General features: G+C 62.3%; 14 protein-coding genes. 8 read left to right on the forward strand and 6 right to left on the reverse strand.

Features of this window, described 5'->3' with window-relative positions; all coding sequences use genetic code 11:
* Positions 1-110: 110 nt before the first annotated feature.
* From AC3YOG_RS13460 to AC3YOG_RS13495, 8 genes are all read left to right on the forward strand, one after another.
* Positions 111-905 (forward strand): response regulator, encoded by a 795-nt coding sequence (locus AC3YOG_RS13460; RefSeq protein ID WP_127753797.1) that lies wholly within the window; start codon positions 111-113, stop codon positions 903-905.
* Positions 906-1019: 114 nt separating this feature from the next.
* Complete coding sequence (locus AC3YOG_RS13465) at positions 1020-1184, forward strand: DUF1328 family protein (RefSeq protein ID WP_127753798.1); 165 nt, start codon at positions 1020-1022, stop codon at positions 1182-1184.
* A 92-nt stretch (positions 1185-1276) separates the two neighbouring features.
* Positions 1277-2254: a sensor histidine kinase gene (locus AC3YOG_RS13470; protein WP_127753799.1), complete on the forward strand. Its 978-nt coding sequence runs from the start codon at positions 1277-1279 to the stop codon at positions 2252-2254.
* Positions 2255-2396: 142 nt separating this feature from the next.
* Positions 2397-3191, forward strand: a complete 795-nt coding sequence (locus tag AC3YOG_RS13475) for an ABC transporter ATP-binding protein (RefSeq protein ID WP_489935441.1) — start codon at positions 2397-2399, stop codon at positions 3189-3191.
* A gap of 29 nt (positions 3192-3220) precedes the next feature.
* On the forward strand, positions 3221-3973 hold the full coding sequence (locus tag AC3YOG_RS13480) for a transporter substrate-binding domain-containing protein (protein ID WP_127753801.1): 753 nt from the start codon (positions 3221-3223) through the stop codon (positions 3971-3973).
* Between the two features lie 75 nt (positions 3974-4048).
* Positions 4049-4861, forward strand: a complete 813-nt coding sequence (locus AC3YOG_RS13485; RefSeq protein ID WP_172123922.1) for an ABC transporter permease subunit — start codon at positions 4049-4051, stop codon at positions 4859-4861.
* Positions 4861-5595 (forward strand): ABC transporter permease, encoded by a 735-nt coding sequence (locus AC3YOG_RS13490; protein WP_489935442.1) that lies wholly within the window; start codon positions 4861-4863, stop codon positions 5593-5595. Before AC3YOG_RS13485 ends, AC3YOG_RS13490 begins: the two co-directional genes overlap by 1 nt.
* A gap of 4 nt (positions 5596-5599) precedes the next feature.
* Entirely contained in the window at positions 5600-6742 is a 1143-nt protein-coding gene (locus tag AC3YOG_RS13495; RefSeq protein WP_489935443.1) for a succinylglutamate desuccinylase/aspartoacylase family protein, read from the forward strand.
* Here the strand turns inward: AC3YOG_RS13495 and uxuA are convergent.
* The 6 genes from uxuA to AC3YOG_RS13525 all read right to left on the reverse strand — a co-directional run bounded on the left by uxuA (position 6739) and on the right by AC3YOG_RS13525 (position 15246).
* On the reverse strand, positions 6739-7959 hold the full coding sequence (gene uxuA, locus AC3YOG_RS13500; RefSeq protein ID WP_489935444.1) for a mannonate dehydratase: 1221 nt from the start codon (positions 7957-7959) through the stop codon (positions 6739-6741). The genes AC3YOG_RS13495 and uxuA overlap by 4 nt on opposite strands.
* 65 nt (positions 7960-8024) lie before the next feature.
* Positions 8025-8639: a trimeric intracellular cation channel family protein gene (locus AC3YOG_RS13505; protein WP_127753806.1), complete on the reverse strand. Its 615-nt coding sequence runs from the start codon at positions 8637-8639 to the stop codon at positions 8025-8027.
* Positions 8640-8729: 90 nt separating this feature from the next.
* The gene (lpdA, locus tag AC3YOG_RS13510; RefSeq protein ID WP_489935445.1) at positions 8730-10136 is read right to left on the reverse strand and encodes a dihydrolipoyl dehydrogenase; all 1407 of its coding nucleotides are present in this window, start codon (positions 10134-10136) and stop codon (positions 8730-8732) included.
* 197 nt (positions 10137-10333) lie between these two features.
* Positions 10334-10798, reverse strand: coding sequence for a hypothetical protein (locus tag AC3YOG_RS13515; protein WP_489935446.1), 465 nt, complete (start codon positions 10796-10798; stop codon positions 10334-10336).
* A 154-nt stretch (positions 10799-10952) separates the two neighbouring features.
* Positions 10953-12233 (reverse strand): 2-oxoglutarate dehydrogenase complex dihydrolipoyllysine-residue succinyltransferase, encoded by a 1281-nt coding sequence (odhB, locus tag AC3YOG_RS13520; RefSeq protein WP_489935447.1) that lies wholly within the window; start codon positions 12231-12233, stop codon positions 10953-10955.
* 10 nt (positions 12234-12243) lie between these two features.
* Positions 12244-15246 carry a 2-oxoglutarate dehydrogenase E1 component gene (locus tag AC3YOG_RS13525; protein WP_489935448.1) on the reverse strand — a complete coding sequence of 1001 codons (3003 nt, stop codon included), beginning with the start codon at positions 15244-15246 and terminating at the stop codon, positions 12244-12246.
* Between the last annotated feature and the right edge of the window lie 9 nt (positions 15247-15255).

Consider the following 15255-nt stretch of genomic DNA (forward strand, 5'->3'; position numbering starts at 1 on the left):
AGAATGCACCGTCCTCAAAAAAGTTCCAAGCCATTGGAACTTTCATTTCACCGGTCCGTTTATTCGGATCGTGGCCACCACAAGCTTCAAGCGTCATTTGGGAGTTGTTAATGACTTTGTCCACGCGGATCGCTCCGCACTTGCCGTATCTGCGGCGGTTTTCCCGTGCAACCACGGGTTCTCAAACCTCGGGCGACGCCTATGTTGCCGCCACCCTGGAAGCTCTGATCGCGGACATCTCATTGTTCCCTGAAGCGTCAAACGACCGGATTGCGCTTTATAAGCTCTTCTCTGCCCTGTTCTCGTCTTCGGCCGTCAAGGTTCCCGAGCCTGCCTCCACCTTCGCCTGGGAGCAGCGCGCTGCCAGCAACCTCGCCAACCTTGCCCCCCGCCCCCGCCAGGCCTTCCTGCTCGTGGCTGTCGAAGGCTTCACCCATCCGCAAGCGGCGGAAATTCTGTCCGTCTCGGACGCCGAATTCGCCGCGCTCCTCGACGAAGCTTCGGTCGAAATCTCCCGCCAGGTTGCCACCGAGATCATGATCATCGAGGATGAGCCGCTGATCGCGATGGACATCGAGCAGCTGGTGGAAAGCCTTGGCCATAAAGTGGTCAGCGTTGCCCGCACCCACAAGGAAGCGGTCAATCTCTTCAACCAGACCAATCCCCGCATGATCCTGGCCGATATTCAGCTCGCCGATGGCAGCTCGGGTATCGACGCGGTCAATGACATTCTCAACACCCATTCGGTCCCCGTGATTTTCATCACTGCCTTCCCCGAGCGGCTGCTGACGGGCGAGCGTCCCGAACCAACTTTCCTCGTGACCAAGCCCTTCAACCCCGACATGGTCAAAGCCCTTATCAGCCAGGCTTTGTTCTTTGACGAAGGTTCGCGCGCTGCAGCCTAAGGGTACTGCAAACCATTGATCGGGCCGGGTTTTCCCGGCCCTTTTTTGTGCCTTGCAGGAACCGCGCTATCGGCCACCCGTTACCATTGCATTGGCAGGTCCGGGAGCAAACCCATGCTGTATTACGCGCTTGTCTTCCTTGTCATTGCGGCGTTGGCCTTCATAATCGGCTTCGGCGGGTTCGCTGGCGCGATGGCCGGTGCCGCGCAACTTCTGTTCTTTTTGTTCCTGGCGCTGGTCGCCAGTTCTGTCGTCGTCGGCCTTATGCGGCGTGTCTGAAGCATCCTAGGCGATCCTTGCAAGCCAAAGGCGTACGCTGTTTCAGCGCCTTTGGCTTGCGAGGCAGCCGCAAATAGTGAGCAGTTAACGCCATGCCGAGCACCTCTACCGAGCCCCCCGAAGCTCTGCGGCTGCGCGCCTTGTCTGCCGGACTGGCGGGGCAAGGGATCACCATCTTGCACCACAACTCTCAGGGCCGTTTCGATCTGGCCGAAAATCTTCCCTCCGCCTGGGCCAACTGCCCGATCATTGGCAGCACCGAACGGGAGCTATTGCCCGAATCCGTCGCATCAAGCTTTGCCGAGGCCGTTGCCGATTGCCGCGCCACCGGCCAAGTGCAAACCAACACATTCGAGCTGCCCGACGGCTCCCGCCGCCGACAGTTCGAGGGTCGGTTCCTGCCCGACAGCGATGGGGTCATCATCGTCCTCAATGATATCACCGACGAGCGCAGCCGCGAGGCGGCCATCGCGGCGCTGCTGCGTGAAGTCAGTCACCGCTCCAAGAACCTCCTTGCGATCGTGCAAAGCGTCGCGATGCAGACCGCCCACCACAGCGGGGGCATCAAGGACTTCCTCGACAAGTTCCGCGGCCGCCTGCACGCCCTTTCCAGCACGCAGGACCTTGTGACCGAAAGCAATTGGCAGGGCACGCACTTCCAGTCGCTTGTGACCTCACAGCTCACCCGGGTGAGTTCGGGCATGCTCAAGGAGATGCGCCTGACCGGAGACAATCCCCTGCTCGGGCCCAACGCTGCCCTGCATATCGGTCTCGCCATCCATGAACTTGCCGCCAATGCCGTCTTTCACGGCGCGCTTTCGGATGGCCAGATGGGGCATGTCTGGATCGACGCACAGGTAAGCCAAGAGGACGAGCAGCCCCCATCCCTCCTCATTGAGTGGCAGGAAACGGGCATCGACACCGAAAAAACCCGCCAGGCGCCCCGCTTCGGCACCATGGTGCTCGAGCGCATCGTGCCGCTTTCTGTCGGGGGCACCGCCAGCTTCACCATCGACGAGGACCGGCTGAGCTACCGACTGCGCGTCCCGGCCGACCAGTTCGGCGCTTGAACGCAGTCATGCAGCCGCAAACACGCGTTTTCCCTTGCTTATTGCCGTGGATTTGCATTTCTTGATTGCGAATTGAGGAGCGAGCCTCAAAAACGAGCACATGACCAGAGCGGCTGCCGGCCGCCACGGACCCAAGGTAAGTATGACGCAAACTCAGCCCGCTGGGGCTCGATCCCCGGTGGTGCAACTCCAGGACCTGCATAAATCCTTCGGCGCACTGGAAGTGCTCAAGGGCATTTCCTTTGCCGCTTATGAAGGCGAGGTCATTTCCCTGATCGGCTCGTCTGGTTCGGGCAAGTCGACGCTGCTGCGCTGCATCAACATGCTCGAAGTGCCCGAGCGCGGCACTGTTTGCATCGACGGTGAACCTATTGCCCTGCGCGGCGAGGGCTCGCATCGCCGCATCGCCAATGAAGAGCAGATCCGCCGCATCCGCTCGGAGCTCGGCATGGTGTTCCAGTCCTTCAATCTCTGGGCGCATATGACGATCCTCCAGAACGTCATGGAAGCGCCGCTTGTGGTGCAGAAGCGCGGCCGCGCCGAAGTGGAAGCCGAAGCTCTCGCCATGCTGGATAAAGTAGGCATCGCCGATAAGGCCATGAGCTACCCGGCCCAGCTTTCGGGCGGCCAGCAGCAGCGCGCCGCCATCGCCCGCGCCCTCTGCATCAATCCGCGTGTCATGTTGTTTGATGAACCGACCTCGGCACTCGACCCTGAATTGCAGGTAGAGGTTCTGCGCGTCATCAAGGTCTTGGCTGATGAAGGCCGCACCATGATCCTTGTGACCCATGACATGGAATTTGCCCGCTCGGTCTCGGACCGCGTTATCTTCCTGCATCAGGGCTGCATCGAGGAAGAAGGCACGCCCGAGGAGGTCTTCAACTTCACCAAGTCCGCTCGGCTCAGGCAATTCTTCAACGCTGCCCAGCACAGCTAGGCAGCACATCAGCGAAAACGGAGACGACAATGAAAAAATTACTGCTGGCGGCGCTCGCGACCCTGTCGCTGTCCGGAGCCGTTCAAGCCCAGGAAACCCTGCGCATCGCCACCGAGGGTGCTTATGCCCCTTGGAACTACCTCGATGACTCCGGCGCTCCTGCTGGCTATGAGATCGAGTTGGGCAATGCCATCTGTGAACAGGCGGGCCTCACCTGCGAGTGGGTTATCAATGATTGGGACTCCATCATCCCCAACCTGCTTGCCGGCAACTACGACCTGATCATGGCGGGCATGTCGATCACCGATGAGCGCCGCGAGTCGATCGGCTTCACCGACAACTACTTCCCACCCGATCCCTCGCGCTTCGCTGCCCCTGCCGGCGCTGATCTGGATTTCGCCAACCTCAGCGGCGTGCGCATCGGCGTTCAGGGCGGCACCATCCAGGCCGCTTACGCCGAGCAGAACATGGCTGAAGGCAATACCATCCTGTCCTTCACCACTGCCGATCAAGCGATGGCCGATTTGGCCGGCGGCAATCTCGACGTCATCTTCGCCGATGGCGCCTATCTCGAGCCAGTCGTGAATGCCTCGGGCGGGGGGATCGAGTTCGTTGGCGAAGATGTCCTCATCGGCGAGGGCATCGGCGGTGGCATCCGCAAGGAAGATACCGAACTCAAGGCAACGCTTGATGGCGCCCTTGCGGCCCTCAAGGCCGACGGCACCGTTGACGAGCTGATCGCCAAGTGGTTCGAAGGCCGCGGTCCCTACTTCGCCCAATAAACCATTGCTCCGGGGCAGGCACCCTGCCCCGGCTTCTCGCCAAGTCTCCTCCTCTTGCCCGGTCAGCCCTTATCTATGAGCGAAGACATCGGCTTCTGGCTGGCTTATCTGACCAATGGCAAGCACCTCACCTGGTATGCGAGCTTCCAGTTCACGATCTTTGCCGCCCTGGCCGGCGGCACTCTGGCCGTGATCTTTGGATTGCTCGGGGCCACATTCCGCAATTCGCGCTTCCTGCCGTTGCGGCTTGTGGGTGGTTTTTACGCCAACATCGTGCGCGGCGTACCTGATGTGCTGTTTTTTCTGTTTTTCCCCCTGGCCTTCGAACAAGGCGTAGAGTGGCTGCTGGCCAAGCAGGTTTGCTCACCCGAGGACATCGCGGCCCAGGCTGCAGCCTGGCCGCCCTGTCCCGGCGCAAACTGGCTCCTGGGCACACCCGAATACCTCGTCCTCGCTTCCGTCTCACTCGGGCTGGTTTACGGCGCATTCGCGAGCACGGTGATCCACGGCGCCCTGCGCTCTGTGCCCAAGGGCCAGCTCGAAGCCGCTCAGGCCTTCGGCTTTTCGGCCCGCCAGGTGCTCTGGCGCTTTCAGATCCGCCAGATGTGGGTCTATGCCCTGCCCGGCCTTTCCAATGTCTGGATGCTGATCATCAAGGCGACATCCCTGCTGTCCTTGCTACAGATCGCCGACATCGTCCTGTGGGCCGATCGGCTCGGCGCCCCCAATTTCCTGCCCACCGTCGGGCTGGTGCATGACGATTGGCGCTGGCGCTATTACCTCGTTCTCTTCGTCTTCTATATCCTCGTGACCTTCCTGTCCGAAAAGGCCTTTGCCGCCATTACCCGGCGCGTCGGCCGTGGCATCATCAGCGAAGGTCACAGCTGATGGAGCGCTTTTTCGCTGAACTGGCGCTTTTCCTGCCGGCCGTCTGGTTCAACATCTATTTTGCCGCCGCCTCCATCCCCATCGGCTTTGGCATGGCGATCCTGCTGGCGCTGGGGAAGAACGCGCGCAATGCGCTGCTGTCCCGCCTTTGCCGCGGCTATATCTACGCCTTCCGCGGCTCCCCGCTCTTTATCCAGTTCTTCATGTTCTATTCGCTGGCGCTGTCGCTCAATATCAGCGTTTGGAAGCCATGGGGCATCTCCTGGCTGGTGCTCCATCCCCTCTTCATCGGCCCGGTGGTACTGACCCTCAATACCGCCGCCTATACCGCCGAAATCTTCTATGGTGCCCTGCGCGCCGTGCCGCGCGGCTCGGTGGAAGCCGCCCGCGCCTTTGGCATGAGCCGCTGGCAACAGTTCCGCTCCGTCATCTGGCCCAGCGCCATCCGCCTGGCCTGGCCGGCCTATACCAACGAGGTCGTCTTCCTCTTCCACGCCACGGCCATCGTGTATTTCGCGCTGCCGGTGATCGGCCAGCAGAAAGACCTGATGATCACCGCCAAGGAGTTGTTCGAGCGCGACTACAACGTCTTCCTCCACTTCTCGGTGGCCGCGTTGTATTTCCTCGTGGTCTCCCTCATGGTCTTTTTCGTGTTCGACCTCGTTTACCGCCGCCTGATGCGGCACATGCCCAACCAGCCCAAGCTGCGCTTTGCCCCCAAATGGATGCGCTAAACCAATGACCTTCGAGCTCCACCGCAACACCCTTTCCGGCGACATCCCCGGCACCAGCACCGAGCTCTTCTGGTACACGGCCGGCCCTGCCGACGCGCCCCGCGCCGTCCATCTGCAAGCGGCCCTCCATGCCGATGAACAGCCTGGCACCATGGCGCTGCATCACCTTTTGCCCATGCTGCGCGACGCCGATGCCGATGGCGCCCTGCGTGCCCGCTTCACCATCTTCCCCTCGGTTAACCCGCTCGGGCTCGCCAACCGGTCGCTGCGCCACCATATCGGGCGCTACGACACCGAAACCGGGGTCAACTACAACCGCCGCTGGCCCGATCTCTACCCGCTGGTCGCCCCGGCCCTCGCCGGCCGGCTGAGCGACGACCCCACCGCCAATATCGCCGCCATCCGCTCAGCTGTTGCCGCCTGGATTGACGAACAAATCCCCAGCTCCGCCGCCCAACACCTGCGCCTTCAGGTGCTGCGGTCCGCCGCGGCGGCCGATCTGGTGCTCGATCTGCATTGCGATGACGACAGCCTCAAGCACATCTTCACCTCGCCCGAACTGATGCCGGGCTTGCAGGACCTCGCCGACTGGATGGGCGTTGCCGCGACCCTTACGGCCGAGGACAGTGGCGGTGGCTCCTTTGATGAGGTCTTCCCCTCGCTCTATCGCAAGGCGGCGGCGGCCAACCCCGGCCACCCCGTTCCGGTGGCCGTCGAGGCCGCAACCCTTGAATATCGCGGCCGCGCCGACAGCTTCGACCATTTCGGCCGCCAGGACGCTCTGGGGCTGTTCAATTTCTTTGCTGGCCGCGGCTTGATCGACGCAGCGCCCGCGGCAGCACCCGTTCCTGCTCCCGGCCCCACGCCCTTTGAAGCCACCGAAGTGCTGCGCGTCGATGCGCCCGGGCTCCTCGCCTACCGGCTCGAGCTGGGTGACCATGTCGAGGCCGGCCAGCCCGTGGCCGATCTCATCGCCATGGATGGCCCGGAGGCCTTCATGGCCCGCCGCCCGATCCTCGCCGGAACGAGCGGCATCGTGCTCTCGCGCGTTTCGGCCAAATATGTACGGCGCGGCGCGGGTATCGCCAAGATCGTCGGCACCACCATCCTGCCCACCCGCGCCGGCGCCTATCTTCTGGAAGACTAGCGCGCCGCTAGTCCCAGTTCCCGATGCTCGAACGCGGTCATCACCCCGCGCAGTTCCGCCAAGCCCTTCATGCGGCCAATCGTCGGGTAACCCGGCTGCGCCCGCCGGTTGAGGTCATCGAGAATATCCTGCCCATGATCGGGGCGCATGGGAATGGTGTGGTCGCTCCGCCCGGCAATGCGCCGCCGGTTTTCCTCGCGCACAATGGCCGCGATGAGGGCCACCATGTCCACATCCCCACCCAGATGCTCGCTCTCGAAAAACGAGCCCATGACGTCGTCGGTGTCCCGCTTGACGTTGCGCAGATGCAGGAAGTGCACCCGGCTTCCCAGCCGCTCCATCATGCCCGGCAGGTCGTTGTCCGGCCGTGCCCCCAGCGAACCCGAGCACAGCGTCATGCCATTGGCGTGGCTGTCCACCGCCTGCAGGATGGTGGTGTAATCCGCTTCGGTCGACATCACCCGCGGCAGGCCCAGCAGCGCGAACGGGGGATCGTCGGGATGGCAGCAGAGCCGCACGCCCAACTCCTCGGCCGTCGGCACCACTTCCTCGAGGAAGTCGATGAAATGGGCCCGCAACTGTTCGGCGCTGATCTGGCCATATTCCGCCAGGTGGGCGCGCACATCGTCGAGCGTCATCGACTCCGTTGAGCCCGGCAGCCCCATGGTCACATTGCGCGCCAGTTGCTTTCTGCTGTCCTCATCCAGCTCGGCAAAGCGCCGCCCGGCCTCGTCGACAATGGCATTGCTGTAGTCGGCGCCAGCGCCCGGCCGCTCGAGAATATGAATGTCGAAGGCGGCAAAATCATTGATGTCAAAGCGCATGCAGGAAGCGCCATTGGCGACGGTGAAGCGCAGGTCGGTCCGCGTCCAATCCAGCACCGGCATGAAATTGTAGCACACCACCTCGATGCCGCTTTCCGCCAAGTGGCGCAGCGAAATCTTGTAATTGGCGATATGCTCGCGCCAGTCGTTCTTCTGTTTCTTGATGTCTTCGGAAACCGGCAAGCTTTCCACCACGTCCCAGGTCAGACCCGAAGCCGTGCCATCCTTGCGGGTGCCGATTTCCTGGTGCCGCTTGCGGATCTCCTCGGGCGTCCACACCACCCCATTGGGTACGTGATGCAGCGCGCTGACGACACCTTGCGCGCCAGCCTGGGTGATATCGTCAATGCTGGTCAGATCCTGGGGACCGAACCACCGCCAAGTTTGTCGCATTCCACACTCCCACTTGTATGGTAGCTCAATGCCATAAGGGGGTTAGGGACGGAAGGCCCTATGCGTTAGCGCAGATCTTTATCATAGACAAACTTGGGCATGTTCCAGTGCCAAATCAGCGCGGCAACGCGAAACGCAAAGCCGAAGGAAGCCGCCGCGACACTGACCAGTTCCGCGTTCAAGCCTGCCTTGAGCCCCAGGTAATATACCGCAGCTGTCGCCAAAGACACGGTCGCATAAAGCTCACTGCGGAAGACCAGCGGAACGTCGTTGCACAACACGTCCCGCAGGACGCCGCCGACGATGCCGGTCACCATGCCCGAAACCAGCACGATGATGGGATGGCTGCCCGATTGCATCGCCACATTGCAGCCGATGATGGTGAACACCACGAGACCCAGCGCATCCAGCAAGAGGAACGGCCAGCGCAGCCGGTCGACAAATTGCGCCAGGGCAATGGTAAGGAGTGCCGCTCCGCAGGCCAACAACAAGACATAGGGGTTGGCCACCCAGTACAGGGGATAGTGTCCCAACACGATGTCGCGCACCGTACCGCCGCCAAGCGCCGTCACGCAGGCCAACACGCAAACGCCGAACCAATCCATGCTGCGCTGCCCAGCCGTCAACGCAGCCGTCATCGCCTGCGCGGCGATCGCGACATAAGAAAGCAGGGTCAGCATGAACGGGCTCCGAAGCGCAAGATGCGCTCCGGCACGTTACAGAACCTAGTCCTCATGTCCAATGCGGCGGGACGCCCGCCGCCTCGGGACCTAGATATGGATGGCGCCATCACCCAGCGACAAGGCCGCTTCGCGCACCGCTTCCGAGAGCGTCGGATGCGCATGGGTCGTGCGGGCCAGATCTTCGGCGGCGCCGGAAAATTCCATCAGCGTTACCAGTTCGTGGATCATCTCGCCGGCATTCTTGCCCACAATATGGGCGCCCAGCACGCGATCGGTTTCCACATCGGCCAGGATCTTGACGAAGCCCTGGGTCGCCAGCATCGCCTTGGCACGACCATTGGCCGTGAAGGGGAATTTGCCAATCTTGTATTCGATACCCTCGGCCTTGAGCTCGTCCTCGGTCTTGCCGACGCTCGCAACTTCAGGATTGGTGTAAACCACGGCGGGGATGGCGCCGTAATTGACGTGGCCCGCCTGCCCGGCCAGGATCTCGGCCACGGCAATGCCCTCGTCCTCGGCCTTGTGCGCCAGCATCGGCCCTTCGATCACATCGCCGATGGCATAGATGCCCTCGACGGAAGTCTTGTAATGCGCATCGACGCGCACGCGGCCGCGCTCATCGAGCGCCACGCCCGCTTCTTCGAGCCCCAGCCCTTCGGTGAACGGCTTGCGCCCAATCGCCACCAGCGCCACATCGGCTTCCAGCACCTCGGCCTCGCCGCCCTGCGCCGGCTCGACCCGCACCTGCAGCGCAGCGCCTGATTTGTCGACACCAGCAACCTTGCTCGACAGCTTGAACTCGATGCCCTGCTTGGCGAGAATGCGCTGGAACTGGCGCGCCACTTCGCTGTCCATTCCCGGCAGGATGCGGTCGAGATATTCCACCACGGTGACCTTGGCGCCAAGGCGCGCCCAGACCGAGCCAAGCTCAAGCCCAATCACCCCTGCCCCGATCACCAGCAGCTTGCTTGGCACCTTGTCGAGCGTCAGCGCGCCGGTCGAGGTGACCACGCGCGTCTCGTCGATCTCGATGCCCGGCAGGTTGGCAGAAACCGAACCAGTGGCGATCACAATGGCCTTGGCCTCGACCTCGCTGGCCTCACCGCTTTCCGGCGTTACGCGCACCTTGCCCTGGCCGACGATTGAGCCGGTGCCGCGCAGCACGGTGACCTTGTTCTTCTTGAACAGATAGTCCACCCCGCCGACATTGCTCGCCACCGTATCGCTCTTGTGCTTCATCATCTGCGGCAGGTTGAGCTTGGGCGCAGGAATGTCGATCCCCAGTTGCGCAAAGCCATGCGCGGCTTCATCGAACAGCTCGGAAGCATGCAGCAGTGCCTTGGAGGGAATGCAGCCGATATTGAGGCAGGTGCCGCCCAGCGTCGGCCACTTCTCCACCACGCCGACCTTCATGCCCAGCTGTGCCGCGCGAATGGCTGCCACATAGCCGCCCGGGCCCGAGCCGATGATGATGAGGTCGAATATATCTGCCATAGTGATAGCCCCAAAAATCCTGCAACTGCTGTTCAGCCCCAGTCACGCTGGCGGCCTGCGGCTAGATGTAATGTCGGGGAGGAGATTTAACCACCGCTAGAGCGCGGAAAAGCCTCGCCGGACACTGTCGTCTACTAGCGGGAGTCGCGGCAAAAGCGAATTGGCAAAACGCAGCACTCCCGCTGCCCATGCCAGCCTCAACGCGAGGCAATTTCCTGGGCCCGCTTGAGCGGCTCGGGCAATTGCTTGTCGATATCGAGCTCGCCGCTTTCCACCCGCTCGAGAAAGCTTTGGCAAAAGGCCCGTTTGTCGTCGGCGCTGTTATAAGCGCTCATGATCTGGGTGCCGCCATAAGTCTCGGCCGCCTCGAGCTGGCCCGGCTCCCCGCCCCCAAGCCGCGCGATCACCCGGTCAGCAAGGTCCAGAAAGCCGATATTGCGCAAATACCAGTTGTCGCGCGCCGTCTCATAGGCGCTGTTGAGCCCGGTATTTTCATAGCAATGGGTGGTCATCGCCGTAACGATCGCTTCCGAGCCGTGGAACGCCATCAACTCGCCCACAAGGGCGGGATCGGGAACAGCAGTCGCTGGTTCGATGGCCTCCTGCGCCCAGGCAGAAACGGGCAGCAACAGGCACAAGGCAATGACAGGGATCTTCTTCAAACACTCAACTCCACACTGCAACGCCCCAGCCCCTGTAGAAACCGGTTAGAGCTTAGCAAAGCGTTACCCGCCACCCGCCCCACGCCAACGTGACCACATAAAACAAAGGCCCGCCGAAGCGGGCCTCCATTCAAGCCTGTGATTTGTGGCTCAATCAGAGATCGAGAACGAGGCGCTCGGGCGCCTCGAGGCTTTCCTTGACGCGCACAAGGAAGGTCACCGCTTCCTTGCCATCAACGATCCGGTGATCATAGCTCAGGGCCAGATACATCATCGGCCGAACTACAACCTGTCCCCCGACCACAACCGGGCGCTCCTGGATCTTGTGCATGCCCAGGATGCCCGACTGCGGTGCATTGAGGATCGGCGTCGACATCAGCGAGCCGTACACACCGCCATTGGAGATGGTGAAGGTGCCCCCCTGCATGTCGGCCATGGACAGCTGCCCGTCGCGGGCCTTCTTGCCCAGTGCGTTGATCGACTTCTCGATCTCGGCAATGCTCATCTGGTCGGCATCGCGCACCACCGGCACCACGAGGCCCTTATCGGTGCCCACGGCCACGCCGATATGGGCGTACTGCTTGTAGATCAGCTCATCGCCATCGATCTCGGCATTGATCGAGGGGATTTCCTTGAGCGCATGCACCACCGCCTTGGTGAAAAAGCCCATGAAGCCAAGCTTGACGCCGTGCTTTTTCTCAAACAGCTCCTTGTACGAGGCGCGCAGGTCCATCACCGGCTTCATGTCCACCTCGTTGAAGGTGGTGAGCATGGCCGCGGTGTTCTGGGCATCCTTGAGGCGGCGCGCAATGGTCTGGCGCAGCCGGGTCATTTTGACCCGCTCTTCGCGGGCGGCATCGTCTGCCGCGACGGGCGCCCGCGCAGCCGCTGGCGCTTTGGCTTCGGCGGCAGGAGCCGCGCCGACACGGCTGACCGCCGCCAGCACGTCTTCCTTGAGCACTTGCCCGCGCTTGCCCGAACCGTTGAGATCGCCCGTGCCCAGATTGTTCTCGGTCATGAGCTTTTGGGCCGAAGGGCTGGCCGTCGCCGAACCGCCACTGGCCGCCGGAGCCGGAGCTTCGCGGCTGGTCTGGTGACCAAGCGCCGGATCGGCCTGACCAGCAGCAGGGGCTGCGGCCGGCTTTGGCGCCTCGGCTGCCTTGGCGGCGGGAGCTGGCTTGGCAGTTGCCGTCGCACCGGCAGCGCCGATCGCACCCAGCAGCGCACCCACATCGACGGTATCGCCGGGCTGGGCCGCAATCGCTTCGAGCACGCCGGCGGCAGGAGCCGGCACTTCAATGGTCACCTTGTCGGTTTCCAGCTCCACCACGGGTTCATCGGCGGCGATCGCATCGCCCACCTTCTTGAACCATTGCCCGATGGTGGCTTCGGTAACGCTTTCGCCGAGCGTCGGCACGCGGATTTCTGTCGACATTGTCAGTCCCTTATTGTGCGAAAGCTTCGTCGAGGAAGGCTTGCAGCTGTGCCAGATGCGTACGCATCAGGCCCGTGGCCGTGGAGGCCGAAGCCGGGCGGCCGGTATAGCGCACCCGCTGGCCATTGCGGCCCATCTGGTCGAACACCCATTCCACATAGGGCTGGATAAACGCCCAGGCCCCCATATTCTTGGGTTCTTCCTGGCACCAGATGATCTCGGCATTGCCGAAGCGCCCGAGTTCATCGAGCAGTGCCTTGGCCGGGAACGGATAAAGCTGCTCGATGCGCAACAGATACACATCATCGATGCCGCGTTTTTCGCGCTCTTCCAGGAGGTCGTAATACACCTTGCCGGTGCACAGGACGACGCGCCGGATCTTATCGTCCGCTACCAGCTTGATGCTGGTCTTGGGTGCACCGGGCGCTTCGGCATCGTCCCAAAGCAGGCGATGGAAGCAGGAGTCGGCGCCCATCTCAGCCAAGCCCGAAGTTGCCCGCTTGTGCCGCAGCAGCGACTTGGGCGTCATCAGGATCAGCGGCTTGCGGAAGTCGCGGGTCACCTGCCGGCGCAGCGCATGGAAATAGTTGGCCGGCGTCGTGCAGTTGGCGACCTGCATATTGTCTTCCGCGCACAACTGCAGGAAGCGCTCGGGACGCGCCGAGGAGTGCTCGGGACCCTGCCCTTCATAGCCATGCGGCAACAGCATCACGAGGCCCGACATGCGGAACCACTTGCGCTCGCCCGAGGAGATGAACTGGTCGATCACCACCTGAGCGCCGTTCACGAAGTCGCCGAACTGGGCTTCCCAGATCGTCAGCGCCCGGGGCTCGGAAAGCGAATAGCCATATTCAAAGCCAAGCACCGCTTCTTCCGAGAGCATCGAGTTGATGACTTCGTAGCGGCTCTGATCGGGAGCCAGGTTGTTCAGCGGCGTAAAGGTCTTGCCGTCCACCATCTGGTCGTTGAGCACGGAATGGCGCTGGCTAAACGTGCCACGCTCCACATCCTGGCCCGACAGGCGCACCGGATGACCATCCGTCACCAGCGTGCCAAAGGCCAATGCCTCTGCAGTCGCCCAGTCGATGCCCTCGCCCGACTCAATCGCGGCGAGCCGGTTATCGAGGAACCGCTTGACCGTCTTATGGACGTTGAAGCCCTCCGGCACCTTGGTCAGCGCGGTGCCGATCTGGTGCAGGCGATCCACTTCGACGCCGGAATGGCCGCGACGCGGACCTTCCTGCTCGGCCGGCTTGAAGTTCTTCCAGGCGCCATCGAGCCAGTCGGCCTTGTTGGGCCGGTAGTCCTGCCCTGCCTCGAACTCGGCTTCGAGCTTGCTGCGCCATTCGGCCTTGAGCGCTTCGATTTCCTCGGCGGTGACGAGGCCTTCCCCGATCAGCTTGTCGCCATAGATTTCGAGCGTGGTCTTGTGCCCGCGGATCTTGGTGTACATCAGCGGCTGGGTGAAGCTTGGCTCGTCGCCTTCGTTGTGACCGAAGCGGCGATAGCAGAACATGTCGATGACGACCGGCCGGCCAAAGCGCTGCCGGAACTCGATCGCGACCTTGGTGGCAAACACCACCGCTTCCGGATCATCGCCATTCACATGCAGCACCGGCGCCTCGATCATCTTGGCGACGTCGGTCGGATAGGGCGAGGAGCGCGAGAATTTCGGGCTCGTGGTGAACCCGATCTGGTTGTTGATGACGAAATGCACCGAACCGCCGGTGCGGTGCCCTTTGAGACCCGAAAGCCCCAGGCATTCGGCAATCACGCCCTGCCCGGCAAAGGCGGCATCGCCATGCAGCAGCAGCGGCAGCACCATGGAGCGATCGGGCTTGCCCTCGGTCGCGATGTTGATGAGCTTGCCATCGGGCGAGATATGCTGGTCCTGCTTGGCGCGGGCTTTGCCCAGCACCACGGGATCGACGATCTCAAGATGGCTTGGATTGGCGGTCAGCGACAGGTGCACCTTGTTGCCATCGAACTCGCGGTCCGACGAAGCGCCCAGGTGATACTTGACGTCGCCCGAGCCTTCCACGTCCTCGGGGTAGAACGCGCCACCCTTGAACTCGTGGAACAGCGCGCGATGCGGCTTGCCCATGACTTGGGTCAGCACATTGAGGCGCCCGCGGTGGGCCATGCCCAGCACGATGTCCTTGATGCCGAGCGCGCCGCCGCGCTTGATGATCTGCTCAAGCGCCGGGATCAGCGCTTCCGAGCCATCAAGGCCGAAGCGCTTGGTGCCGGTATATTTCACATCGATGAACTTCTCGAAGCCCTCGGCCTCGATCAGCTTGTTGAGGATGGCCTTCTTGCCCTCGGGGGTGAAGGTGATTTCCTTGTCCGGCCCTTCGATGCGCTCCTGGATCCAGGCCTTAGCCTCGGGATCGGAGATGTGCATGAATTCGATGCCGAGCGTGCCGCAATAGGTCCGCTGCAGAATGGCCAGCATCTCGGGGACGGTGGCGTATTCCAGCCCCAGATAGTTGTCGATAAAGATCTTGCGGCTGTAATCGGCCTCGGTGAAGCCATAGCTCTGCGGGTCGAGCTCGGGCGCGGCTTCGCGCACCTGCAGCTTGAGCGGATCGAGATCGGCATGCAGATGCCCGCGCATGCGATAAGCGCGGATCATCATGATGGCGCGAATGGAATCCTGGGTTGCCTGCACCACATCCGCAGCGCTGGCCGCCGGAACGCCGGCAGCTTCGGCCTTCTTGGTGACGGCCTTTTCGGTCTTGACGGCGATCTCGCCCCAGTTGCCATCAAGCGCGCTGACCAGCTCGCTACGGGGGCTCTGGGGCCAGTCCGTGCGGCCCCAGCTCGGGCCCTCGGCGCTCTTTATGGCGTCGGCATCACTGTCTTCGAGTTTGCCGAAAAAGCTCTTCCAGGTCTCGTCGACACTGTTTGGATCGGCTTTGAAGCGGGAATACAGCTGTTCGATATAGTCGGCATTGCCCCCGTAAAGAAACGAGGTCAGCAAGAACGTGTCGTTCTTTTCCTGTCGTGTCATCGCTTTTAT

The sequence above is a fragment of the Devosia sp. Z6_126 genome, from assembly GCF_058133495.1.